Source organism: Mesorhizobium sp. P2_E9 (assembly GCF_056403815.1).
In genome coordinates this window covers 265,224-288,073 of record NZ_JBFUET010000007.1, presented here as the reverse complement: position 1 = coordinate 288,073, position 22,850 = coordinate 265,224, and the positions used below count along the sequence as shown (strand labels likewise).

At 63.7% G+C, this 22,850-nt stretch carries 24 protein-coding genes; 14 read left to right on the top strand and 10 right to left on the bottom strand.

What is annotated here, in order from left to right; all coding sequences use genetic code 11:
- Positions 1–26: 26 nt before the first annotated feature.
- From hslU to hslV, 4 genes are read right to left on the bottom strand one after another with little or no spacing between them, the layout of a single operon-like run.
- A complete protein-coding gene (gene hslU, locus AC1D05_RS14840; protein ID WP_477441562.1) occupies positions 27–1,340 on the bottom strand; it encodes an ATP-dependent protease ATPase subunit HslU in 1,314 nt (437 codons plus the stop codon).
- 4 nt (positions 1,341–1,344) lie between these two features.
- Entirely contained in the window at positions 1,345–1,944 is a 600-nt protein-coding gene (locus AC1D05_RS14835; protein ID WP_477441561.1) for a DUF2585 domain-containing protein, read from the bottom strand.
- A 4-nt stretch (positions 1,945–1,948) separates the two neighbouring features.
- Positions 1,949–2,470, bottom strand: coding sequence for a GNAT family N-acetyltransferase (locus tag AC1D05_RS14830; protein WP_477441559.1), 522 nt, complete (start codon positions 2,468–2,470; stop codon positions 1,949–1,951).
- Positions 2,460–3,011 (bottom strand): ATP-dependent protease subunit HslV, encoded by a 552-nt coding sequence (gene hslV, locus AC1D05_RS14825; RefSeq protein WP_477441558.1) that lies wholly within the window; start codon positions 3,009–3,011, stop codon positions 2,460–2,462. The genes AC1D05_RS14830 and hslV overlap by 11 nt, the downstream gene beginning before the upstream one ends.
- A gap of 225 nt (positions 3,012–3,236) precedes the next feature.
- Here hslV and hisB point away from each other — a divergent pair, with 225 nt between their 5' ends.
- The 10 genes from hisB to AC1D05_RS14775 all read left to right on the top strand — a co-directional run bounded on the left by hisB (position 3,237) and on the right by AC1D05_RS14775 (position 10,682).
- Positions 3,237–3,836, top strand: coding sequence for an imidazoleglycerol-phosphate dehydratase HisB (gene hisB, locus AC1D05_RS14820; RefSeq protein WP_477441556.1), 600 nt, complete (start codon positions 3,237–3,239; stop codon positions 3,834–3,836).
- Between the two features lie 4 nt (positions 3,837–3,840).
- Complete coding sequence (locus AC1D05_RS14815; RefSeq protein WP_477441554.1) at positions 3,841–4,317, top strand: DUF2628 domain-containing protein; 477 nt, start codon at positions 3,841–3,843, stop codon at positions 4,315–4,317.
- Between the two features lies 1 nt (position 4,318).
- Positions 4,319–4,969: an imidazole glycerol phosphate synthase subunit HisH gene (hisH, locus tag AC1D05_RS14810; RefSeq protein ID WP_477441552.1), complete on the top strand. Its 651-nt coding sequence runs from the start codon at positions 4,319–4,321 to the stop codon at positions 4,967–4,969.
- A gap of 3 nt (positions 4,970–4,972) precedes the next feature.
- Positions 4,973–5,263: a DUF1330 domain-containing protein gene (locus AC1D05_RS14805; protein ID WP_477441550.1), complete on the top strand. Its 291-nt coding sequence runs from the start codon at positions 4,973–4,975 to the stop codon at positions 5,261–5,263.
- 3 nt (positions 5,264–5,266) lie between these two features.
- Complete coding sequence (hisA, locus tag AC1D05_RS14800; RefSeq protein WP_477441549.1) at positions 5,267–6,016, top strand: 1-(5-phosphoribosyl)-5-[(5-phosphoribosylamino)methylideneamino]imidazole-4-carboxamide isomerase; 750 nt, start codon at positions 5,267–5,269, stop codon at positions 6,014–6,016.
- Positions 6,013–6,849 (top strand): arginase family protein, encoded by an 837-nt coding sequence (locus AC1D05_RS14795; RefSeq protein ID WP_477441547.1) that lies wholly within the window; start codon positions 6,013–6,015, stop codon positions 6,847–6,849. Before hisA ends, AC1D05_RS14795 begins: the two co-directional genes overlap by 4 nt.
- Positions 6,846–7,640, top strand: coding sequence for an imidazole glycerol phosphate synthase subunit HisF (gene hisF, locus AC1D05_RS14790; protein ID WP_477441638.1), 795 nt, complete (start codon positions 6,846–6,848; stop codon positions 7,638–7,640). The genes AC1D05_RS14795 and hisF overlap by 4 nt, the downstream gene beginning before the upstream one ends.
- Positions 7,641–7,675: 35 nt before the next feature.
- Positions 7,676–7,999, top strand: a complete 324-nt coding sequence (locus AC1D05_RS14785; protein WP_477441545.1) for a phosphoribosyl-ATP diphosphatase — start codon at positions 7,676–7,678, stop codon at positions 7,997–7,999.
- A gap of 24 nt (positions 8,000–8,023) precedes the next feature.
- Entirely contained in the window at positions 8,024–8,983 is a 960-nt protein-coding gene (gene coaA / locus AC1D05_RS14780) for a type I pantothenate kinase (protein WP_477441543.1), read from the top strand.
- Positions 8,984–9,080: 97 nt separating this feature from the next.
- Positions 9,081–10,682, top strand: a complete 1,602-nt coding sequence (locus AC1D05_RS14775; protein ID WP_477441541.1) for a hypothetical protein — start codon at positions 9,081–9,083, stop codon at positions 10,680–10,682.
- 77 nt (positions 10,683–10,759) lie between these two features.
- Here AC1D05_RS14775 and AC1D05_RS14770 read toward each other — a convergent pair whose 3' ends face one another.
- The 4 genes from AC1D05_RS14770 to AC1D05_RS14755 form a co-directional block, all read right to left on the bottom strand.
- On the bottom strand, positions 10,760–12,301 hold the full coding sequence (locus AC1D05_RS14770) for a DegQ family serine endoprotease (protein WP_477441539.1): 1,542 nt from the start codon (positions 12,299–12,301) through the stop codon (positions 10,760–10,762).
- 255 nt (positions 12,302–12,556) lie between these two features.
- Complete coding sequence (locus tag AC1D05_RS14765; RefSeq protein WP_477441537.1) at positions 12,557–13,276, bottom strand: MBL fold metallo-hydrolase; 720 nt, start codon at positions 13,274–13,276, stop codon at positions 12,557–12,559.
- A 16-nt stretch (positions 13,277–13,292) separates the two neighbouring features.
- Positions 13,293–14,459 (bottom strand): diphosphate--fructose-6-phosphate 1-phosphotransferase, encoded by a 1,167-nt coding sequence (locus tag AC1D05_RS14760; protein WP_477441536.1) that lies wholly within the window; start codon positions 14,457–14,459, stop codon positions 13,293–13,295.
- 87 nt (positions 14,460–14,546) lie between these two features.
- Positions 14,547–15,317 (bottom strand): L,D-transpeptidase, encoded by a 771-nt coding sequence (locus tag AC1D05_RS14755; protein ID WP_477441534.1) that lies wholly within the window; start codon positions 15,315–15,317, stop codon positions 14,547–14,549.
- A gap of 238 nt (positions 15,318–15,555) precedes the next feature.
- On the opposite strand from AC1D05_RS14755, the gene AC1D05_RS14750 reads away from it, so the two are divergent.
- Both AC1D05_RS14750 and AC1D05_RS14745 read left to right on the top strand, forming a co-directional pair.
- The gene (locus tag AC1D05_RS14750; protein WP_477441532.1) at positions 15,556–15,678 is read left to right on the top strand and encodes a hypothetical protein; all 123 of its coding nucleotides are present in this window, start codon (positions 15,556–15,558) and stop codon (positions 15,676–15,678) included.
- 157 nt (positions 15,679–15,835) lie between these two features.
- Positions 15,836–16,459 (top strand): LysE family translocator, encoded by a 624-nt coding sequence (locus AC1D05_RS14745; protein ID WP_477441531.1) that lies wholly within the window; start codon positions 15,836–15,838, stop codon positions 16,457–16,459.
- A 57-nt stretch (positions 16,460–16,516) separates the two neighbouring features.
- On the opposite strand, the gene AC1D05_RS14740 is transcribed toward AC1D05_RS14745, so the two are convergent.
- Complete coding sequence (locus AC1D05_RS14740) at positions 16,517–19,363, bottom strand: autotransporter family protein (RefSeq protein ID WP_477441529.1); 2,847 nt, start codon at positions 19,361–19,363, stop codon at positions 16,517–16,519.
- Positions 19,364–19,590: 227 nt separating this feature from the next.
- Here AC1D05_RS14740 and AC1D05_RS14735 point away from each other — a divergent pair, with 227 nt between their 5' ends.
- Together AC1D05_RS14735 and xylB are read left to right on the top strand one after the other, a co-directional pair.
- The gene (locus AC1D05_RS14735) at positions 19,591–20,913 is read left to right on the top strand and encodes a tetratricopeptide repeat protein (protein WP_477441527.1); all 1,323 of its coding nucleotides are present in this window, start codon (positions 19,591–19,593) and stop codon (positions 20,911–20,913) included.
- Positions 20,914–20,994: 81 nt separating this feature from the next.
- Complete coding sequence (gene xylB, locus AC1D05_RS14730; protein WP_477441525.1) at positions 20,995–22,449, top strand: xylulokinase; 1,455 nt, start codon at positions 20,995–20,997, stop codon at positions 22,447–22,449.
- Positions 22,450–22,481: 32 nt separating this feature from the next.
- Here the strand turns inward: xylB and AC1D05_RS14725 are convergent, their stop codons facing one another.
- Positions 22,482–22,844: a nuclear transport factor 2 family protein gene (locus AC1D05_RS14725; RefSeq protein WP_477441523.1), complete on the bottom strand. Its 363-nt coding sequence runs from the start codon at positions 22,842–22,844 to the stop codon at positions 22,482–22,484.
- Between the last annotated feature and the right edge of the window lie 6 nt (positions 22,845–22,850).

Below are 22,850 nucleotides of genomic sequence, written 5' to 3'. Positions count from 1 at the left end.
GGCACCGGACCAGCCGGCGCCGTTGTTTAAAGGATAAATCGCGACAAATCTGTGTTTCTCGACAGATCGCCGACATGCTTTTCCACATAGGCGGCGTCGATGGTGACCGATGTGCCGTTGCGATCCGGCGCGTCATACGAAATCTCGTCCAGCACCCGCTCCATCACCGTCTGCAGCCGCCTGGCGCCGATATTCTCGACGCTGTCATTGAGATCGACGGCGATGCCGGCAAGCGAATCGATGGCGTCGGCGGTGAAGGTCAAGTCGACGCCCTCGGTCTTCATCAGCGCGATATACTGCTTGATCAGGCTGGCTTCGGTCTCGGTCAGGATGCGGACGAAATCGTCCTTCTCCAGCGCGCGCAGCTCGACGCGGATGGGCAGACGGCCCTGCAATTCCGGCAACAGGTCGGACGGCTTCGAGACATGGAAGGCGCCGGAAGCGATGAACAGGATATGATCCGTCTTCAACGGCCCGTATTTGGTTGCCACCGTCGTGCCTTCGATCAGCGGCAGCAGGTCACGCTGCACGCCTTCACGCGAAACGCCGGCGCCCATGCCGCCTTCACGCGACGCGATCTTGTCGATCTCGTCGAGGAAGACGATGCCGTCATTCTCCGTCGCATCGAGTGCCCGGCGCACCACCTCGTCCTGGTCGAGCAGCTTGTCGGACTCGTCGTTGACCAGCAGCGCGTAGGATTCCTTGACGGTCGTCTTGCGCGACTTGGTCTTCTTGCCGCCCATCGCCTTCGACAGCATGTCGTTGATGTTCAGCACACCGATATTGGCGCCCGGCATGCCGGGGATCTCGAAGCCGGGCATGCCGCCAGTGCCGGTGTCGGCCACTTCGATCTCGATCTCCTTGTCGTCGAGTTCGCCGTCGCGCAGCTTCTTGCGGAAGCTATCGCGGGTCGCCGGGCTTGCCGTCTTGCCGACCAGCGATTCCAGCACCCGTTCCTCGGCGTTGATATGGGCGCGCGCCTTGACGTCTTCGCGCATCTTCTCGCGCACCAGGCCGATGGCGATCTCGACCAGGTCGCGGATGATCTGCTCGACGTCACGGCCGACATAGCCGACTTCGGTGAACTTGGTCGCCTCGACCTTGACGAAAGGCGCACCGGCCAGACGCGCCAGGCGGCGCGAGATCTCGGTCTTGCCGACGCCCGTCGGCCCGATCATCAGGATGTTCTTCGGCATCACCTCTTCTCGCATCTGGCCTTCCAGCTGCTGGCGGCGCCAGCGATTGCGGAGCGCAATGGCCACGGCGCGCTTGGCGTCCTTCTGGCCGATGATGAAGCGGTCGAGTTCCGAAACGATTTCGCGGGGAGAAAATGTGCTCATATCACTAAATTCCACTTTGCCACTGCTTGATGGCCTCGAACGGATGCAGCAGCATGATCACGTTGAGTGTCAGATTGTCCCGGATGAGATAGCCGGTACCCAATTCGAAAAGGATGGCGAGGCTGACGATCACCCATATAGGTAGCCTTCGCGCCATCACAAATCCCAGCACCATGGCCAGTGTGTCGGACACCGAATTGATGATGCTGTCGCCGTAATAATCGAGCGAGATGGTGCCGGCGCGGTAGCGCTCGATGATGAACGGGCTGTTCTCCAGCAACTCCCAGCCACCCTCGATGAGGACGGCGAATGCCAGCCGCAAGCCGACCGGCGAACGCGGGAACAGAAACTTCGCCAAGGCATAGAACAGGAAGCCGTGGATGATGTGCGAGAAGGTGTACCAGTCGGTGATGTGCTGGGAATTCTCCGAACTGTTCACCACGCCATGCCAGAGTTTCACGTAGCCGCAGGTGCAGATCGGCGTCCGGCCCATGCCGTAGAGAGCCCCAGCCTGGAAGATGAGCAGGCCAAGGACGAGCAGAAGACCCATGCGCCAGCTGTCTTCATAGGCCGAATAACCATCGTCCGCGCCTGGCTTGCTCATCTGGTTATTCCCCCATTTGCTCATCGTCGGCATCGATCGCCATCAGCACGACGTCGCCATAGACCGATTGCCTGCGGTCTATGGCCCGGAATCCGGCCTTTTCATAGGCGCGGATGGCCCTGAGATTGGCCGTATCGGGGTCGATGATGACACGCGGCACACCTTCCTCGAACAGATCTTCGACGAACTGGCGCACGATTGCCGAGCCGTGGCCGATGCCGACCAGTTCCGGCCGGCCGATCGACAAATCGATGCCGAGCGTGCCGAACTGCTGGTCGGCATAGGGATGGTCGTCTTCCAGATGCGGGTCGTAGCTCTGCAGATAGGCGATCGGCTTGCCGTCGAGTTCGACGATCAGCGGCTCGACCGAAATCGAGTCGATATGATCGCGAATCTCGGCGATTTCCGTCTCCGGATCGTCCCACCACTCGGCGACATGCGGCTGGGCGAGCCAGCCGGCGATCATAGGCAGGTCTTTTTCAGTGACCGGCCGAAAATCGTAGAGCGCCACTTTCTCAAGCGGCATCGAGCGTTTCGATGACGAAATTGTTGTTGGTGTAGACACAGATATCGGACGCGATCTGCATCGCCTTGCGGGCGATCTCCTCGGCATCCTTGTCGGTGTCCATGAGCGCGCGGGCGGCCGCCAGCGCGTAATTGCCGCCCGAACCGATAGCCATGACGCCAAATTCGGGCTCGAGCACGTCGCCCGTGCCAGTCAGCGCCAGCGAGACCGACTTGTCGGCGACCAGCATCATCGCCTCCAGCCGGCGCAGATAGCGGTCGGTGCGCCAGTCCTTGGCGAGTTCGACGCAGGCGCGCGTCAGCTGGTCGGGATATTGTTCGAGCTTGGCTTCCAGCCGCTCCAGCAGCGTGAAAGCGTCGGCGGTGGCGCCGGCGAAACCGGCAATCACATTGCCGCCCTTGCCGATGCGGCGGACCTTGCGGGCATTGCCCTTCATGATGGTCTGGCCAAGGCTGACCTGACCGTCGCCGGCGATCACCACCTTGTTGCCCTTGCGCACCGTCACGATGGTCGTGGCGTGCATGGTCAGTTCATTTGACATTCCTGGCTCCGATTCGCGCGATCCCAAGGAGGCGATTGGCGCGGTACGAGTAACTTCGATCGGCCATATGTATGCACGGGACCAATGATTGCAAACCGCTCGATAGCGGCCGGGATGGCAACTGGCAATCGCCGGATCATGCTGCTAGAAGGCTTTCGTTTTCAAGCCGGTGAATGCTCGAAGCTCGTCGCTCGAGCTTTGAAACCCTGAGACAAGGACAAGGTCATGGCGCCCCGTTCCGCCGAAGCCAGCCGCAAGACCAAGGAAACCGACATCTCGGTGTCGGTCCATGTCGACGGTTCGGGCAAATCCGATATCGCCACGGGCGTCGGCTTCTTCGACCACATGCTGGACCAGTTGTCGCGCCATTCCCTGATCGACATGACGGTCAGGGCCAAGGGCGACCTGCACATAGACGCCCATCACACGGTCGAGGACACCGGCATCGCGCTCGGCCAGGCCTTGACCAAGGCGCTGGGTGAGCGGCGCGGCATCATGCGCTATGCCTCGATCGACCTTGCCATGGACGAGACGCTGACGCGCGCGGCGATCGATGTGTCCGGCCGGCCATTCCTGGTCTGGAACGTGTCCTTCTCGTCGCCCAAGATCGGCACCTTCGACACCGAACTGGTGCGGGAATTCTTCCAGGCGCTGGCGCAGAACGCCGGCATCACGCTGCATGTCACCAACCATTATGGCGCCAACAACCACCATATCGCCGAGACCTGCTTCAAGGCGGTGGCGCGCGCGCTGCGAGCGGCACTCGAGCACGACCCGCGCCAGCCGGACGCGGTTCCTTCCACCAAGGGATCGTTGAAGGGATAGCGCCATGGCCGCCTATGTCGTGATGGAACCACCCGGCCGCAGCGAAAAGGTCGACACAACAACTTTTGTCCGCGATGGCTTCACCTGGATCGGTCTGCTGGTGCCGCCGCTATGGCTCGCCTGGCAGCGGTTGTGGATCGAAGCCGGGATTGCCTTCGTCGTCATGAGTCTGCTTTCGATGCTTGGCGAAACGCTTGGTCTGGGGCTGGCCAGTTCGCTGCTGTCGTTGCTCGTCTCGCTCTATGTTGGCCTGGAAGGGCAGGGATTGCGCATCGCGGCGCTTCGCCGGCGCGGCTGGCACGAATGGGGCGTGGTTCAGGCCGGCACGCTTGACGACGCCGACATTCGGTATGCCCACGAGGTCGAGGGGCAGGCCGAGGAAGCGCCGCCCGCGCCCCGCATCGTCCCCGATGCAGCCCTGGCCCGTCCGGCGCAGCCTGGCATGGCGCTGGGCCTGACCCACATCCCGGGACGGACCTGACATGCGGGTAGCAATTATCGACTACGGCTCGGGCAATCTGCGCTCGGCCACCAAGGCCTTCGAGCGCGCCGCGCGCGAAGCCGGCATCGAGGCGCAGATCGACCTGACGGCCGATGCCGACCGGGTGCACACGGCCGACCGCATCGTCCTGCCCGGCGTCGGCGCCTATGCCGACTGCGTTGCCGGCTTGCGTGCCGTCGACGGCATGTGGGACGCGGTCGAGGATGTGGCCATTGCCAAGGGTCGGCCGTTCCTCGGCATTTGCGTCGGCATGCAGCTGATGTCGCAGCGCGGCCTGGAAAAGACCATCACCAACGGCTTTGGCTGGATATCGGGCGACGTCAAGGAGATCACGCCCACCGATCCGGCGCTGAAAATCCCGCAGATCGGCTGGAACACGATCGAGCTTCGGCGCCAGCACCCGCTGTTTGCCGGCATCCCGACCGGCGCAGCGGGGCTGCACGCCTATTTCGTCCATTCCTATCATCTCGACGCGAGGGAGCCGGACGAGGTTCTGGCGGTCGCTGACTATGGCGGTCCGGTGACGGCCACCGTCGCCCGCGACAATCTCGTCGGCACGCAGTTCCATCCGGAGAAGAGCCAGGCTCTAGGCCTGGCGCTGATCACTAATTTCCTGAAGTGGAGGCCCTAGACCATGAGCAAGAAGGGCTACTGGATGGCGATGATCGATGTCCGCGATCCCGAAGTGTACAAGCACTATATCGAGGCCAATGCTGTTGCCTTTGCCAAATACGGCGCCAATTTCATCGTGCGGGCCGGCCGCTACGAGAATCCGGAACAGCCGACGGGCAATCGCCATGTCGTGGTTGAGTTCGAATCCTACGACAAGGCGGTGGAATGCTATCATTCGTCAGAATATCAGCATGCCTCGAAATTCAGGCTGGCCGGATCGACGGGCCATTTCGTCATCGTTGAGGGCGCCTGAATCGTGATCCTGTTTCCTGCCATCGACCTCAAGGACGGCAAATGCGTGCGCCTGAAGCACGGCGACATGGCGACCGCGACCATCTACAACGATGACCCTGCCGCGCAGGCTAAAGCCTTCGAGGACCAGGGCTTCGAATGGCTGCACGTCGTCGACCTCAACGGCGCTTTCAAGGGCCAGAGCGTCAACAGCGCGGCGGTCGGCGCCATCCTCAAGGCGACGAAGAACCCGGTGCAGCTCGGCGGCGGCATCCGCACGCTGGAGCAGATCGAGGACTGGCTCGACCGCGGCCTCGCCCGCGTCATCCTCGGCACGGTGGCGGTGCGCGATCCCGATCTGGTCAGGCAGGCCTGCAAGGCTTTCCCAGGCAAGGTGGCCGTCGGCATCGACGCCAAGGGCGGCAAGGTCGCCGTCGAGGGCTGGGCCGAGGCGTCGAGCCTCGGCGTCATCGAACTGGCGAAGAAATTCGAGGGCGCCGGCGTTGCGGCCATCATCTACACCGACATCGATCGCGACGGCGTGCTGACCGGCATCAACTGGGATGCCACCATCGACCTCGCCGACGCCGTATCGATCCCGGTCGTCGCTTCGGGCGGCCTCGCCTCGATCGCCGACATCGTGCGCATGACCATGCCCGACGCACAAAAGCTCGAAGGCGCCATCTCGGGCCGCGCGCTCTATGACGGCCGCATCGATCCGGCCGAGGCGCTGGCGATCCTGCAGGGCCGGCCGGTGGCGGAGGCGAAATCGTGAAAATCACCATCATCCTCGCCTCTTATGACAGCGGCCACTATCACGGCGGCATGGGCCAGGGCCCGGATGCGCTGATTGCGGGCGGTCTCGTCGATGCCCTGACCATGGCTGGCCACGACGTCGCCGTCGAGGATATCGGCAGGGTCGGCCCCGACCAGGAGCGCGAGATCGCCACCGGCTTTGCTGTCTGCAACGCCGTCTCGGGCGAAGTCCGCATTGCCATCGACAGAGGGCGGTTCCCCATCGTGCTGGCCGGAAACTGCCTGACATCAGCCGGTGCGGTCGCCGGCGAGGGCGCCGATGCGATCATCTGGGCCGACCAGCATGGCGACCTCAATACGCCCGAGACATCGGTATATGGCTTTCTCGACGGCATGGCGCTGGCGACCGTGCTCGGCCAGTGCTGGCGCCCGATGGCAGGGACCATTCCAGGCTTCAAGCCGATCGATCCGTCACGCTGCGTGCTCATCAATGCCCGCGATCTCGATCCGGCGGAGGAACAGCTTCTCAAGACCTTGCCGATCATCCGCACGGAATGTCCTGGTGTGGGATCAGCAACCGAGAAGCTGAAAGCCGTAGGCGCCAAAAGCGTGCACATGCATCTCGATCTCGACGTGCACGACCCCAAGGAGTTGCAGGCCAACCGCTATGTCACGTCAGGCGGGCCGAGCCCCGAACAATTGCGCGACGCGGCCTGTGCCATGGCGCTAGCGGTGCCGGTCGTCGGCATCACCGTCTCCGCCTACGATCCGGCTTTCGACGCCCAGTCCGATGTTCCACCGCTGGTCGGCCAGCTGCTCAACGATCTCATCGCCACGATAGAGGGCCGCTGATGCTGAAAGCCCGCGTCATCCCCTGTCTCGACGTCAAGGACGGCCGTGTCGTCAAGGGCGTCAACTTCGTCGACCTCATCGACGCCGGCGATCCGGTCGAGGCAGCCAAGGCCTATGACGCCGCCGGCGCCGACGAGCTTTGCTTCCTCGACATCACGGCTTCGTCCGACAACCGTGAAACCATCTTCGATGTCATTGCTCGCACCGCCGAACAATGTTTCATGCCGCTGACCGTCGGCGGCGGCGTGCGTCAGGTCGCCGACATCAGGAAGCTGCTTCTGGCCGGCGCCGACAAGGTGTCGATCAACACGGCGGCGGTGAAGAACCCGGATTTCGTCGCCGAGGCCGCCGACAAGTTCGGCAACCAGTGCATCGTCGTCGCCATCGACGCCAAGAAGGTCTCCGGCACCGGCGAGGCCGACCGCTGGGAGATCTTCACCCATGGCGGGCGCGAGAAGACCGGCATCGACGCGGTCGAATTCGCGCGTCAAATGGTCGATCGCGGCGCCGGCGAGATCCTGTTGACCTCGATGGACCGCGACGGCACCAAGGCCGGCTACGACATCGCGCTCACCCGCGCGATCGCAGACGCGGTGCGCGCGCCGGTCATCGCTTCCGGCGGCGTCGGCACGCTCGATCACCTGGTCGAAGGCATTCGCGATGGCCATGCCGGCGCGGTGCTGGCCGCCTCGATCTTCCATTTCGGCACCTACACCATAGCGCAGGCCAAGGCGCATATGGCTGAGGCCGGCCTGCCGATGCGGCTGGACTCCCCAGGTGATCGGCCCTAGAGGCTGTCCGGCTAAGAAAAAGGCTCTCAGGCGCCATGGCTGAATTTTCGCTGTCCGATCTGGAAAAAATCGTCCACGAGCGCGCCCATTCCGGTGATCCCGACTCTTGGACAGCGAAACTGTTCGCGCGCGGCATCGACAAGGCGGCGCAAAAACTTGGCGAAGAAGCCGTCGAGACGGTGATTGCCGCCGTCAAGGGCGACACACAGGGCCTCGTTTCCGAAAGTGCCGATCTTATATATCATTGGCTCGTCGTTCTCGGCCTCTCGGGTGTGCCGTTGAGCGACGTGCTCAAGGAGCTCGAAAGCCGCACCGGGCGTTCGGGCATTGCCGAGAAGGCGTCACGGCCCAAGGGCTGACCGCGAGGGAGGGCAGGTATCTCGATGGATCAGCTCGCGACAACCGAGAAATATTCCCCCTTTCGTTTCTTTTCGGCCGAGCAATGGTCGCGATTCCGCGCCGACACGCCGCTGACGTTGAGCGATGACGAATTCCGCCGCCTGCGGTCCCTCAATGACCCGGTCGACCTCGCAGAGGTCTCGCGCATCTACCTGTCGCTGTCGCGGCTTCTGTCCGCTCATGTCGAGGCGAGCCAGCTTCTGTTCCGGCAGCGCCAGGCCTTCTTCAACGCCGTCGATATCGTCAAGACGCCGTTCATCATCGGCATCGCCGGTTCCGTAGCGGTCGGCAAATCGACCACGGCGCGCGTGCTGAAGGAACTTCTGGCGCGCTGGCCGTCGAGCCCCAAGGTCGATCTCATCACCACCGACGGTTTCCTGCTGCCCAACGAGGTGCTGCGCCGTGAAAACCTGATGGAACGCAAGGGCTTTCCCGACAGCTACGATGTCGGCGCGCTGCTGCGTTTCCTGTCAGGCATCAAGTCGGCACTGCCCGATGTCCGCGCGCCGGTCTACTCGCATCTCACCTATGACGTCATTCCCGGCGAGTTCGTCACCATCGACCGGCCCGATATCCTGATCTTCGAAGGCATCAATGTCCTGCAGCCGGGCAAGCTGCCGCAGGACGGCAAGATCGTGCCTTTCCTGTCCGACTTCTTCGACTTCGCCATCTATATCGATGCCGACGAGAAGCTGATCCACGAATGGTATATCTCGCGCTTCATGCGGCTGCGCGAGACCGCCTTCCGCAATCCGGACTCCTTCTTCCACCGCTATTCGCAGCTGTCGGAGGATTCGGCGCGCGCCATAGCCGAAGGCCTGTGGACCAACATCAACCTGAAGAATTTGCGCGAGAACATCCTGCCGACGCGCGCCCGCGCCGACTTGATCCTGCGCAAGGGCGCCGACCACCTGATCGAGGAAGTAGCACTGCGCAAGCTCTGAGGCTCAGGCCACGCTCAACGGTCAGTTAGAACGCCCTTAACTGCCTGTTTGCTAGATATCCTGCTCGACTGCTGCTTTGGTGGTGAGGTTAGCTGGCATGGGCGCGCCATTGGTTGCTTCCGACGAACCGGCCGGGTTGCGTTCCGTCACGGCCGCAAATGCCGTTCGGCTCGGCTGGCCTGTGGCCGCGACACTGCTGATCGCCGCCTATGCCATCATTGTCTCGTTGCTGGTCATGCCCGGCAATGTCGACGTGTCCTGGCTGCTGACGATCGGCGAACGCGTGCTCGACGGCGAGCGCCTCTCGGTCGACATCATCGAGGTCAATCCGGCCTTTTCCGCCTGGCTCTATTTGCCTTTCGTGCTGCTCGAGCGGCTGACCGGGCTTTCGGCGGAATTCTGGGTGAGCATCGGCGTGACCGCGTTGGCGATTGCGTCGGTCTGGTTTTCAGCCCGCATTGCCGCGCGGGCGGACGAAACGCTGAGACGGCATCTCTGGATGGCGCCGGCCGCGGTATTCTTCGTGCTTTTCCTGTTTCCGATCGATTTCGGCCAGCGTGAACAGATAGCCGTCATCGTCCTGCTGCCGTGGCTGGCCCTGTTTACCGCACGCGACAGGACCATCGATTTTCGCGCCGGCAGCGTCACCGAGCGGATCATCGCCGGCGTCGGCGCCGGTATCTTCGTCATGATCAAACCGCCCTACAGCGTGCTCGCCCTGGCGGTGCCGGCCCTGGTCATCGCGCTGCAACGGCGCTCGCTGCATCCGCTTTTGACGACGGAGAATATGATCGGCGCCACGCTCACCGTCGTCTATTTGATTGCGCTCGCCATCTTCATGCAGCCTTTCTTCACCGACATCATGCCCTTGCTGCGCCAGGTCTATCTGCCGATGCGCATGCCCGTGATTGACGTGCTGATGCTGTGGCAGGTCACGATGTTCGTGGCCATGGCGGTCGCCACGCTGGCGATGTCCTCTCCCGCCCGGCCCGATCGCGACGCGAGCACGATGCTTTTGGCCGGGGCCGCCTATGTTCCGGCTTTCGTCATCATGGGCAAGGGCTGGACCTATCAGGCACTACCCTTCCTGACGCTCGGCGTCCTGGCATTGATGCTGCAATATGTCAGGCTGAAACCGTTGCGAAGCCAGCCGCTGCCGGTCAAGGCCGGTGCGGCGCTCGGCCTGTTTTCGATCGTGCTTTTGACGGCGTTGCAGCAAGGCATGGCTTTCGCCCAGTCGCGCCGCGACCTGGATGCCGCGACAGCTGCCGTCGTGCGCGCCGTCGATCATCCGACCATGATGTCGATCGCCTCGCAATTGCAGTTCAGCAACCCGCTCGCCCGCATGACCGGCGCCCGCTTCGTGGCACGCCAGCAATCGGGCTGGATGGTCAATGACGCGGGCATATTGATGGGGCTGGAACAGGATCCCGCAAGACGCCAGGATTTGGCCGCCCTCAGGGAAAGATACACGGCGTCGATCGCGGGCGAGCTTGCCTCGAAACGACCTGACATCATCGTCGATGATGGCACATCAGGATCGCGCGCGCCGGTGTTGCTGAACATAGAGAACCAGCACCCCATGCCGCCGCTACACGATGCGCCTGCCATTGCCGAGGCGCTGCGCAGCTACCGCGTTTTGCATCAGGACGCTTCGGTGACGATACTCATCCGCGCCGATATCGCCGCCCGCGAATAGATCGGTTCCGGACCGGCCGGTCCGTCACCCCCTGGCAACAGACCGACCGCATCCGCATGTCATGTCCGCGCGGCGTCTCAGCCGTTGGCGAACGGCACCGCGACATAGATCTGGCTGCCGTCGCGTTCAACCAGCAGCAGCACCGATTTGCGGCCCGACTTGCTGGCCTGGGCGATCGCTTGCGTGACCTGCTTGGCGCTCTTCACCGGAACCTGGTTGACGGCGGCGATGATATCGCCCGGCTGGATGCCGGCAGCGGCCGCCGCCTTGTCGGGATTGACGCGCGCAACCACCGCGCCATGCTCATCGTCGGCGAGGTTCATCTGCTGGCGAATGTCTGATGTGATATCCATCAGGCCGAGACCGATCGCCGGTGCGCGCGAGCCCTGTTCGGCGCTCGGCGCGCTGGAGTCATCCGTCGATGCGGTCTTCACATCGTCGCTGTTTTGCCCGACATCGACGGAAATCTGCATGGCCTTGCCCTTGCGCCAGACATCAAGCGGCTCCTTGGCGCCGGGCGCCACATCGGCGACAGCCCGCGACAGGTCCTTGGGGTCCTTCACGTCCTGTCCGGCGAAGCCGGTGATGACGTCACCGGTCTCGACGCCGGCGCTGGCCGCGGGCGAGCTGTCATTGACCTTCGAAACCAGCGCGCCGCCGGCATGATCGAGCCCAATGGCGCTCGCCACATCCGGCGTCACCGGCTGGATCTCGACACCGAGATAGCCGTATTGGATCGAGCCGTCCTTCTCGAGCTTGGCGACGACCTTCTGGGCCTGGTCGGACGGGATGGCGAAGCCGACACCGACACTGCCGCCATTGGGCGAATAGATCGCCGCGTTGATGCCGACGACATTGCCATTCACGTCGACCAGCGGGCCGCCCGAATTGCCGTGGTTGATCGGCGCATCGATCTGGATGAAATCGTCGAACGGTCCGCTATGCAGGTCGCGGCCGCGTGCCGAAACGATGCCGGCGGTGACGGTGGTGCCGATGCCGAACGGATTGCCGATCGCCAGCACCTGGTCGCCGGTCATCAACTTGTCGGAGTCGCCCCATTTGACCGTCGGCAAGGGCTTGTCGGCTTTGATCTTGAGCACGGCAAGGTCGTTCTTGGCGTCGCGGCCGACGAGTTTGGCGGGAAGTTCGGTGCCGTCATCGAGCGTCACCTTGATCGAGGAAGCGCCGTCGACAACGTGGTTGTTGGTGACGATGGTGCCGTCGGCATCGACGATGAAGCCGGAACCGAGTGCCTCGGCGCGTTGCGCCTGTTGCGGTGGTGTCTGCGGAGCGGGCATGCCCTGGTCACCGAAGAACTGACGGAAATATTGGTCGAACGGCGAGTTGCCGAGAGGCATCCCGTCATCGGCGTTTGCCGACTGTGCTTTCATGACGGTGGTAATCGTCACCACAGCAGGCTTGTCGGCGGCTACGATCGGCGCAAAGGAGCCGTTGGGGGCGGTGATACCGGCGACAGGGGTCTGGGTCGTCGCGACAACGTTGCTCACGCCTGTGTTGCCGGCACTTTGAGCAAATGAAACGACGAAGGGGCTGACGATGAGGGCGGCGCCCAGCAATGCGGCGACGCGATGTCTGCGAAGAATGTTTTGGGGTGACATGGTCGTTTTCCGTGCGAGACATTGGGTTCGGCGCCGTGGCCTTGGGAGGGGAGCGGCCATTCGGCGTACCGGCCGTCGCGGCTGCCTGTCTCGCTTCATGCGGCGGCCGTTCAGGTCGATGAAACCGGAATCTAGGGTGCGGATGCGGGCGAATTAGGTTTTTTCGGTTATATTACAAAGATTTAATTCTTTGTGAGCCGGTGAGCATCCAACCGTCTTGCGATCATTCTTGCCAGTGCACGGTCTTCGCGAAGCTTAGATATCGCCGGTCTGTCTGATGTAAGCCGTTGCAATCTCACGCATACGCTTGCCGTCGAAGCTTGGTCCGTGGCCGCCATGGCCGACGCGGATCGGCAGGTCGAGCAGGCGCTGCATGGTATTGATATAGGCGGCGCGGTCGGAATCCGGCAGGCTGTCGATCAGCGTGTCGTCGTAAATGGCATCGCCGCTGAAAAACAGGCCGTCGGCCTCGTCGAACAGCGCGATCGAATCCGGTGAATGCCCGGGCAGATGCAGGACGCGGAATTGCCGGTCGCCGAGATCGACCACGTCGCCCTCATCGAGGGTCCGTGTCAGCGGTGCCGGCGGGATCTTGTAATCCGCCGACTTCCACCCCGGCATTGGCAATTTCGACACGGCGCCTTCGAGATCATGGAACATGGAGGCGTAGGTCGCCGCCTCATCCATGCTCTCGAACTGTGCCGCACTCATCCTCGGCCCGGCCCGCCAGGGAAATTCATGCAGCGAGCCGACATGGTCGAGATGGATATGGGTGGCGACGACCAGCAGCGGCTTGCCATGAGGGGTCGCGATATGCGGCGCCAGCGGACAGATGCCCATGCCGGTGTCGACCAACAGGTCGGCGTCGCGGCCGCGCAGATGCCAGATGTTGGCGCGCACATACTCATGCACGAACGGCTCGGTCAGCATCGTCGTCTTGTCGTCGACGATGCTCTTGCTGAACCAGCCCCGCATTATGGCCGAGCCCGCATCAGACGAACGGCTTCCCGACCTTGTACTTTTCCGGCACCAGCCGCTTGAGATAGGCCATGCCGGCCTCGGACAGCTGGTTGACGTCGGGCTTCATGAAATCGTCAGGCATGTGGCGGGTCTTGCCGGCGACATTCTTCAGCGGCACCTTCTTCAGCACGGTCTTTGAGCCATCATATTGCAGCGCCACCGAGCCGCCGCCCTGTTCGGCGACAGAGACGGCGAAGGCGCCGGCATCGAAGGCCTCCTGTGCGTCGACCGCGCTGATGGCGCCGATATAGCCGCGCGGCATGTAGCCCAGCGCATCGACACGCGCCCGCTTGCCCGGCAGGCCCTCGGCCAATGCGCGCTCGAGCGCGGCCGGCAGGTCGCTGCCCGACAATTTGACGTTGCCATGCGCGTCGCGCTCGAGCTTGTCCGGCGGCACCAGGCTTTCGACCAGCGCCTTGCCGTCGGCGGTGCTCACCCCTTCCGATACGGCGACAATGCAGCGCTTGTGACGGTCGAGCGTGGCGCGGACGTCGTCGATGAAGCCGGCGGCCGAGAATGGCCGCTCCGGCACATAGACAAGGTGCGGGCCGCTGTCGGGATCGAGCTGCCAGGCTGCTGCCGCCGCGGTCAGGAAGCCGGCATGCCGGCCCATGACAATGCCGACATAGATGCCGGGCAAAGCGCGAAAATCGAGATCGACCGAGAGAAAGGCACCGGCGACGAACTCAGCCGCCGAAATGAAGCCCGGCGTATGGTCGTTCTCCTCCAGATCATTGTCGATGGTTTTTGGCGCATGAACGAAAGCGATGCTGCCGCCGGCGGCATCGGTCAGGATCTGCTGCGTGCCCGACGTGTCGTTGCCACCGATATAGATGAAAGCATCGGCGCCGGCCTTCTTCAGGCCGTTGAGGATGACATCGCAATAGGCGGCATCCGGCTTGTCGCGCGTCGAGCCGAGTGCTGCACTGGGCGTTCCGGCAATGAGCCGCAGCCGCTCCTCGGGTATGGCGGAAAGGTCGACATAATTGCCGTCACGGATGCCGCGCACGCCATGGATGGAGCCCAGCACCTTGGCGCCGGGATGCCGCTTGCGGATTTCAAGCGTGGCCCCGACCACGGTCTGGTTGATGACGGCGGTCGGGCCGCCGCCCTGCGCGATGACAAAAGTTCCAGCCATTCCTGACGTCTCCCGAGGCGATGGTTTTCAAGGCACCTTGGCCTGTCTTGCCGCATCGCGCAACGGGAGAAACGGGAGGATAAACGATCACATGACGACGACCGGGTTTTTCTTCGAGACGCGGCTGTAGAGGTCGATGATATCCTGGTTGATCAGGCGCACGCAGCCCGACGACATCGCCTGGCCAATGCTCCACCATTCGGGCGAGCCATGGATGCGGTAGCCGGTGTCCTTGCCGTCCTGGTAGATGTAGAGCGCGCGCGCGCCGAGCGGGTTGGTGAGGCCACCGGGCTGGCCGCCCTGCCACTTCACCAGTTCGGGCTTGCGCTGGATCATTTCCGGCGGCGGCGTCCAGGTCGGCCATTCCCTGCCATACTGGATGTTGGCGCGCCCGGACCAGCGGAAGCCGTCCTTGCCGATGCCGACGCCGTAGCGGATGGCATCGCCACCCGGCTGGACGAGATAGAGCATGCGCTCCTTGAGATGGACGACGATGGTGCCGGGCGCCTCGCCGGTGGGGTCGACGACGATCTGGCGGCGGAATTCCGGCTTGACCTTGAGATAGGGCACTTCCGGCACGTTGAAGCCGTTGTCGGTCAAAGCGGCATACATGACATCGGCGCTGGTGATGTTCTTGTCGACGCTGATCGCGGGCCGCATCGGCGGCACCGAACCGGTGACCGTATTGTCGAGCTCGAGCATAGGCATGCCGCCGTCGCCCGAGGTCGAACAGCCGGCGGCGCTGAGCAGAGCCAGCGCGCCTGCTCCGGACAGGATGGCGCGGCGGGAAAGATGATGATCGGTTTCGATTGCGTCGCCGTTTCGTGGCGGCGTCAGACCTTGCGGCAACTCACGCATATACCCAAACCCTACGCTGTCGGCGGGAAGCACGGTCCGGCCGGATAGCGGGCATTTTCATCATTCATGGTTGATAAAGCGTGAATGCCTTGCGCTGCCTGCATTTGCGCGGTTCCTGGCGGCATCAGGCCGTGCTGGCTGACCGTCAACCCAGCGCTCCGGCACAAAAAGACCTAGCTCGGGTCATAATCCCGGCACCGGCCTCTCCTATCCAGCAGGCGATCAGCGAGGGGCTTCCATGTGCAAGACGTTAAAAACCGACATCAAGCTTTTCGGCGCTGCCATTGTCGCTGCCGCATTGGTTCTCGGTGCCGATGTCAGCCTGGCCGATATCGTGAGCACGCTGAGCGGCGCGAACTGACGCCGACCTGCCTTTGGCGCAATTGATAGCGCGGCAATTCCAGGAAGAAGTGCGTGGCGGTTTTCCACCCGCAATTGCGTAAAAACGAAAATCAAACCTCTTTACATTCTCCCGGGGTTCAGGATTTATCCTTTTCCTTAACCCAAGGGAGACAGACATGTCCTTCGAAAACTGGGCCGCTTTCGCCGCCGCGTCGACCATCCTCCTCGTCATTCCGGGGCCAACGATCCTGCTGGTCGTGTCCTATGCGCTGGGCCAGGGCTGGCGCACCGCCTTGCCGATGGCGGTTGGCGTGGCGCTCGGCGACTTCACCGCCATGACCTTGTCGATGCTGGGCATCGGCGCGCTGCTCGCCGCTTCGGCTGGTGTCTTCACCGTCCTGAAGCTGATCGGCGCCGGCTATCTGATCTATCTCGGCGTCAAGCTGTTCCGCGCCGGCGGCGCGCTGAAGGCCGAGCCCCGCACCGACGCGGTGTCGTCCGCCAAGATGATGGCGCATGCCTGGCTGGTCACCGCGCTCAATCCGAAAAGCATCACCTTCTTCGTCGCCTTCCTGCCGCAGTTCCTCGACCGGCATGCCGATTTCTGGACGCAGATGCTGATCTTCGAGACGACCTTCCTGGCGCTCGCCTTCGCCAATGCCTTCGGCTATGCGCTGATCGCGGCGCGCGCCCGCAATGTCGTGCGCAACCCCAAGGCGATCCGCATCTTCAACCGCACAGGCGGCACGCTGCTGGTCGGCGCCGGCATCGCCACGGTGGCGATGCGTTCGGGCAATTAGGCGGCCTGTTCTATTCGATCATCTGAAAACTGGCTTCCGGTTTTCAGATGGTCTGAATCACCACTTCACGCTGAAACCCAGATTGCCTTCGAGGATGCGGCGCTTGTCGCCGCCGAGATTGGTGGTGTAGTCGCCGGTGGCGAAGATGCTGACCTTGTCCGTCACCTTGGCGACCACGCCGCCGCCGAATTCGAACGAGGTCGACCGACCCTCGGTCGAGATGTCGGTGGTGTCGAAGCGGACAGTGTCGGTGCCGCCGAAATCATGCCAGATGTTGGCCTTGAGGTAGGGCTGCAGCGCCATGCCGTTGATCGTTGTCTCGCCCTGCAGCCGCACACCCAGCCGGCCGCTGACGCTGTCGTCGGTGCCGAAGGAGACCGACGAGAAGCGGTCATTGGTGTTGTCCAGCGACAGGTGCCGCCAGACCAGTTGCGCCTGCGGTTCGAGCGTCCAGTCCTGCGCCAGCGCTATGGGATAGCCGCCTTCCAGCGAAGCGGTGACACCGGTTCCGCCGACATCGATGCCGATATTGCGCGATGATGTTGCGTTGCCGCCGAAGAAGGTGGCCATGAGGACACCGTCAAGGTACCAGCCGCCTTGGCCGATGCGGGTCCAGTAGCCGCCAACGCTGGTGCCGCTGACGTCGAGGCTGCCAACGGACAGATCGTTCCATCCCAGCGCCTGGCCGCGCACATCGCCCTTCATGCTGGCATAGGCGACGAACAGGCCGGCGCGATCGATTCCGCCCGAGGCGGTCTCGCGGCCGAACAAATCGAAGCCTGCCTGAAGGCCGAACAGGGTGCCGTCGAAGGAAGGCGACACCGTTCCCGACCAACCCATCTCGGCGTCCTGGCCAAAAATGCGGCCCCAGACCGGCGACAGCTCCGGGTCGGACAACAGGCTCTGCTCGCCACGCCGTTCGTGGAAAGTGCCAAGCGTCGTCATCGCCAGGTGCTCGGCGACCGGCGGCAAGGCCGAATAGACGGGCACCTCGATGCGGTAGAGCGGGATCACGGCTGCCTGCACCGCGGTCGCCCCAGGTGTCGGCGGTGTCGGCTGGACCGGCGGTGGACCCGGCAGCGTCGGCACCGGAAGCACCGGCGCTTCGGTCGGCACCACTGGCGGTGGTGGTGGCGGATCCGCAGGTGGCGCCGGCGGTGGTGGCGGCGGCGGCTCGGGTTCCGGGTCGCTGGCCTGCACCGGCGGTGTCGGATCGACCGGCGGGGTGTTGATATCGCCCTCGGTCGGCGGCGGTGTCGGCGGCAGCTCGGAGGCCGGCGGCGGCGGTGGTTCGGCCGCTGGCGGCTCAGGTTCCGGCGGCGGTGTGGGTTCGAGCGCCGGCGGGGCTGGCGCCGGCGGTGCCGGCGTGGTCAGCGTCGAGCGCAGGTACCAGTTTTCGTCGCTGCCGGCGCTGACGCCGCCCTTGAACAGATAATATTCGAAAGCGCCGGCGGCGACCGGGGCGTCGAGCGCGAAGGTCGAGGTGCCCGAAGTGGCGCCGTTGACCGCCTGGACGACCATGATGCCGTCCTGCGTGGTTGAAGCACCCGCGCCGCCGACATTGACCACGGAAATGCCGGTTGAGCCGGAAGCCGTGCCGCCCGAAAGCACCAGCCTGTCGGATGCGGAGGTGTCGTCACCGAGTTCGGTCTGGACAAGCAGCAGGCCGCCGGCGCCGACATAATTGCCTGAAATCGTGAGCCTGTCGGTGGCGCCCGTGCTGCCGTTGGTCAGGTCGATGCGCCCGGCATTGGTGACCTGTGCCAGCTGGCCCGCCGTGAAGGCCTGAATTGCCGAATTGAAGCCGCCGCCATAGAGCGTGCTCGAAGCATCGACGCTGAGCGAACCCGTGCCGGTGCCGCTGTCGCCGAGCTTGAGCGTGCCATCCAGCATCAGTTCAGTGTCGTTGGTGGCGTCGATTGTCTCCCAGTTCTGGACCCGGCTGATCCCGTCCAGCTTGACGTTGTCGAAGGTCAGCGCGTCGGTGCCGAGGCCGCCATTCAGGGCATCCGTGGCGCCGAGATTGGCGTTGGTGAGATTGCTGAGCTTGGCGGTATCGTTGTCGCCGCCAAGATCGACGGCGCCATAGATGATGCCGCCGCCATTCCAGACGAAACTGTCGGCGCCGAAGCTCATCAGCACATCGCCGCCAACCGTGCCGCCGGTGATGGTGACGCTGTCATTGCCGCCGCTGACGCTGATGTTGCCGCCAATCGTGCCGCCCGAAAGGATGATGGTGTCCTGGTCGAAGCCGGTGACGAGGTTGCGGTCGATGGTGCCGCCGGACATGTTGAAATAGTTCTTGTCGAGTTTCATGTTGACGCGGCCGATGCGGCCGCCGGTCATCACCGCATGATCGCCATCGTCGAAGAAATCGACGATGCGTCCGCCCGTCATGGTGAAGGTGTCGAGCCCGTCGCCCTGGTTGAGCGATCCGATCTGGCCGCCGCTCATGTTGAAATCGTCGATGCCGGCGCCTTGCTGGACATTGCCGGCGACCGTGCCGCCGCCGATGGTGAAGAAATCCGTGCCGTCGCCCTGGTCGACCGTGCCGGTGATGGTGCCGGACTGCATGTTGATGCGGTCCGCGCCGACGCCGAAGGCGACGCTGCCGCTTATCTGGCCGGTGCCGCCGGCGGGAAAATTCAGCGTGTTGTCGCCGCTGGTATCGGTGAGGCTGCCGCCCGAATCGCCGCTGTCGCAGGTGAAGTTGGTATTCCCCGCCGACGGAACCAGCACGCAGGCCGCCAAGGCCGCGGAATTTGGCAGCAACACAAGCGCTGTAGTTGCAAGTAAGCTAATAAACCATGGATGAATTTGCCGCGGCTTTCGCCACGACAAAGAAATCGCCTCGGCAACGTATTCCGAACGGCTGTTCGGACGCTGTATTTCAAAATGCCGCATCGCGTCCCCTCTCAGATCGCGATTACAAGCCCTCCGCCGCGCCGCAATGAAGCCACAATTCGTTCGATTTTACAAAGCCTAATCTGCATTCCATGGTTGATGAACTGCAAAGGATACTGGCAATAGACCTTGTATAGTGCCTGGTTGGCACCTCCGTGGCCCATGCTTTAAGATCGTTTTGGCCCGAAGGTCTGGGGGCTGTCTCAGATCGATCAGAGGAGGTTGCATTGGGAATCAGGGACGCATTCGGCCTGACATTTTCTGGCGCCACCGAAGCGGGGTTCACGCCCTACGGCCAGGCGGTGTGGGAATTACAGTGCTTCGTCGGCGATCCCGTGGCCTCCGTCGACCGCGCCATCGCGGAAGATCCCGGTTTCGTCATGGCGCATGTCTTCAAGGGCTATCTCTTCGGCCTCGCCACCGAGCGCGACGCAACGGCGGTGGCCAGGGCTTGCCATGAGGCGGCCCTGCCGCTTGCCGCGACGACGCGCGAGCAGGCGCATGTCTTGGCCCTCGGCCACCTCGCCGGCGGGCGCTGGCATGACGCCGCCAGGATTCTCGAGGACATCGCTATCGAGAGCCCGCTCGACGCGGTGGCGCTGCAGGTCGGGCACCAGATCGATTTCTTCACCGGCAATGCCCGCATGCTGCGCGACCGCATCGCCCGCGCCCTGCCGTCATGGCAGAACGACATGCCGGGTTACCACGCCATGCTCGGCATGCAGGCATTCGGGCTGGAGGAGATGGGCGAGTACGCATTGGCCGAAAAACTCGGCCGCACGGCGGTCGGAATCGAGCCGCGCGACGGCTGGGCCCAGCATGCCGTGGCGCATGTCATGGAAATGCAAAGCCGGCAAAGGGATGGCATCGCCTGGATGCGCGCCGACCCCGAGGCGTGGACGAAGGACAGTTTCCTGCAGGTGCACAATTGGTGGCACCTGGCGCTGTTTCACTACGATCTTGGCGAGACCGATCAGGTGCTGGCGCTTTATGACGGGCCGATCTATGGCACGCCATCAACGATGGCGCTGAACATGGTCGATGCCTCGGCGATCCTGTGGCGGCTTTATCTCGGCGGCGTCGATGTCGGTGACCGCTGGACAGCGCTCGCCGCCAATTGGCCCAAGGTTGGCGCCGGCAATTATGCCTTCAACGATGCGCATGCGATGATGGCCTTTGTCGGCGCCGGGCTCGACGCTCCGGCCCGCAGCTTGCTCGAGGCGCAGCGCGAGGCCATGCGCGGCAATGACGACAATGCCGCTTTCACCCGCGATGTCGGCCATCCCTTGACGCTGGCGATCAAGGCGTTTGGCGAGGGCAACTACAGCGAGGCCATGCGCCTGATCCAACCGATCCGGGCAATCGCCCATCGTTTCGGCGGCAGCCACGCACAGCGCGATATCATCGATTTGACGCTGATCGAAGCCGCCTTGCGAGCCGGTGGCGGCGCGCTCGCCAGGACGCTCACCGCCGAGCGTTCGATGGCGCGGCCGGACAGCCCGCTGTCGGCGCTGTTCTCACGACGCGCCGCCGATTTGTCAGAGAATTGACCGCAAGCCGATCTTGCCTTAAAAACTGGCTCGGCCATATTTTTTCGAGATCCGAAAAAAATAAGGACGTGGGAGGAAAACATGTATCTCGGCCTCGACCTAGGCACGTCGGGCGTCAAGGCGCTGCTGATCGATGCCGGACAGACCGTCGTCGGCTCCGGCCATGGCGCGCTTGATGTCTCGCGGCCACATCCCGGTTGGTCCGAACAGGACCCATCCCACTGGATACGCGCCTGCGAAGACGCGATCGCCGAACTCAAGGCTTCTCATCCCAAGCAGTTCGCGGCGGTGAAAGGCATCGGCCTGTCGGGCCAGATGCATGGCGCCACCTTGCTCGATGCGGCCGATCATGTGCTGCGCCCCTGCATCCTTTGGAACGACACGCGCAGCCATGTCGAGGCGGCCGCACTCGACGCCGATCCGCGCTTTCGCGCGCTGACCGGCAACATCGTCTTTCCCGGCTTCACCGCGCCAAAGCTCGCCTGGGTGAAGAACAACGAGCCCGCTGTCTTCGCCAAAGTGGCGAAGGTGCTGCTGCCGAAGGACTTTTTGCGGCTTTGGCTGACCGGCGAGCACATTTCGGAAATGTCCGATTCGGCCGGCACGTCCTGGCTCGATGTCGGCAAGCGCCGCTGGTCGCCGGACCTGCTCGCCGCCACCTCCCTTGACGAGAAGCAGATGCCGTCGCTGGTCGAGGGCACTGAGAAGGCCGGCGGTTTGCGCGGCGAACTGGCGTCGAAATGGGGCGTCGAGGCCGGCATACCGGTCGCCGGCGGCGCCGGCGACAACGCGGCCTCGGCCTGCGGCATGGGCACGGTCGGCGCCGGCCATGCCTTTGTCTCGCTCGGCACGTCGGGCGTGCTGTTTGCCGCCAACGCGTCCTACCTGCCCAACCCGGCAAGTGCGGTCCACACCTTCTGCCATGCGCTGCCCAACACCTGGCACCAGATGGGCGTCATCCTGTCGGCGACCGATTCGCTCAACTGGCTGTCGGAGATCACAGGCAAAGGCGCAGGCGAGCTGACATCGGAACTCGGTGACACGCTGAAGGCGCCGACCGGCGTGTCCTTCCTGCCCTATCTCTCGGGCGAGCGCACGCCGCACAATGATTCCGCCATTCGCGGATCCTTCACCGGGCTCGCGCATGAATCGAGCCGCGCAGTGCTGACGCAGGCGGTGCTCGAAGGCGTCGCCTTCGCCTTCCGCGACAGCCTCGAAGCCCTGAAGACAGCCGGCACCACATTGGCGCGCGTGACCGCGATCGGTGGCGGCTCACGCTCGCGCTACTGGCTGAAATCGATCGCCACCGCGCTGCAGGTGCCGGTGGATATTCCCGCCGACGGCGATTTCGGCGCTGCCTTCGGGGCGGCCAGGCTCGGCCTGATTGCGGCGACCGGTGCCGATCCGCTGGCCGTGTGCTCCGCACCCAGGACGGATGCCACGATCGAACCGGATGCAAAGCTCGGCGGCGCCTATGCGGACGCCTATCACCGCTACCGGGCGCTCTATCCGGCGATCAAGGGCGCCACGGCGTGAACGATTTCTCGCTCACGCCGCAACTTCTCGGTTCATTGCGCCGGGATCTTGTCGAGGAAGCCGGTGACACTCTTCAGGCGGCCGTTCTCGATGATGCCGATATCGGTGCCTTCGATGACCGAAGGGACACCTTCCGGGCCGAGATTCCAGGAGAAGCGGATCTTGTCGGCAAAGCCGTCCGGCGTGCCCTTCAGCGAGAAGCGGAAGCCGGCAAAACGCTGCTGCACGCCATCGATCAGCGCGGCGACGCCTTCATGGCCGTCGCCCTGCATCAGCGGATCGCGATAGCTGACGTCTTCGGTGAAGGTTGCCTTGAGCAATTCGGCGCGACGGGCGGCATCGCTTTCGTTCCAGGCGGTGATGTAGCCCTCGGCGATTGTGTTGAGGTCGGTCATGGTCTG

What these genes read in the sequence shown, in the direction of transcription:
- AC1D05_RS14740 (WP_477441529.1), bottom strand. Translation starts at nt 19,363, where the DNA reads ATGCGGCATTTTGAAATACAGCGTCCGAACAGCCGTTCGGAATACGTT.
- AC1D05_RS14815 (WP_477441554.1), top strand. Translation starts at nt 3,841, where the DNA reads ATGGCCGCCTATGTCGTGATGGAACCACCCGGCCGCAGCGAAAAGGTC.
- hslU (WP_477441562.1), bottom strand. Translation starts at nt 1,340, where the DNA reads ATGAGCACATTTTCTCCCCGCGAAATCGTTTCGGAACTCGACCGCTTC.
- AC1D05_RS14830 (WP_477441559.1), bottom strand. Translation starts at nt 2,470, where the DNA reads ATGCCGCTTGAGAAAGTGGCGCTCTACGATTTTCGGCCGGTCACTGAA.
- AC1D05_RS14760 (WP_477441536.1), bottom strand. Translation starts at nt 14,459, where the DNA reads ATGGCTGGAACTTTTGTCATCGCGCAGGGCGGCGGCCCGACCGCCGTC.
- xylB (WP_477441525.1), top strand. Translation starts at nt 20,995, where the DNA reads ATGTATCTCGGCCTCGACCTAGGCACGTCGGGCGTCAAGGCGCTGCTG.
- AC1D05_RS14835 (WP_477441561.1), bottom strand. Translation starts at nt 1,944, where the DNA reads ATGAGCAAGCCAGGCGCGGACGATGGTTATTCGGCCTATGAAGACAGC.
- AC1D05_RS14770 (WP_477441539.1), bottom strand. Translation starts at nt 12,301, where the DNA reads ATGTCACCCCAAAACATTCTTCGCAGACATCGCGTCGCCGCATTGCTG.
- AC1D05_RS14750 (WP_477441532.1), top strand. Translation starts at nt 15,556, where the DNA reads ATGTGCAAGACGTTAAAAACCGACATCAAGCTTTTCGGCGCTGCCATT.
- hisB (WP_477441556.1), top strand. Translation starts at nt 3,237, where the DNA reads ATGGCGCCCCGTTCCGCCGAAGCCAGCCGCAAGACCAAGGAAACCGAC.
- AC1D05_RS14805 (WP_477441550.1), top strand. Translation starts at nt 4,973, where the DNA reads ATGAGCAAGAAGGGCTACTGGATGGCGATGATCGATGTCCGCGATCCC.
- coaA (WP_477441543.1), top strand. Translation starts at nt 8,024, where the DNA reads ATGGATCAGCTCGCGACAACCGAGAAATATTCCCCCTTTCGTTTCTTT.
- AC1D05_RS14745 (WP_477441531.1), top strand. Translation starts at nt 15,836, where the DNA reads ATGTCCTTCGAAAACTGGGCCGCTTTCGCCGCCGCGTCGACCATCCTC.
- AC1D05_RS14785 (WP_477441545.1), top strand. Translation starts at nt 7,676, where the DNA reads ATGGCTGAATTTTCGCTGTCCGATCTGGAAAAAATCGTCCACGAGCGC.
- AC1D05_RS14755 (WP_477441534.1), bottom strand. Translation starts at nt 15,317, where the DNA reads ATGCGTGAGTTGCCGCAAGGTCTGACGCCGCCACGAAACGGCGACGCA.
- hisH (WP_477441552.1), top strand. Translation starts at nt 4,319, where the DNA reads ATGCGGGTAGCAATTATCGACTACGGCTCGGGCAATCTGCGCTCGGCC.
- hslV (WP_477441558.1), bottom strand. Translation starts at nt 3,011, where the DNA reads ATGTCAAATGAACTGACCATGCACGCCACGACCATCGTGACGGTGCGC.
- AC1D05_RS14775 (WP_477441541.1), top strand. Translation starts at nt 9,081, where the DNA reads ATGGGCGCGCCATTGGTTGCTTCCGACGAACCGGCCGGGTTGCGTTCC.
- AC1D05_RS14765 (WP_477441537.1), bottom strand. Translation starts at nt 13,276, where the DNA reads ATGCGGGGCTGGTTCAGCAAGAGCATCGTCGACGACAAGACGACGATG.
- AC1D05_RS14725 (WP_477441523.1), bottom strand. Translation starts at nt 22,844, where the DNA reads ATGACCGACCTCAACACAATCGCCGAGGGCTACATCACCGCCTGGAAC.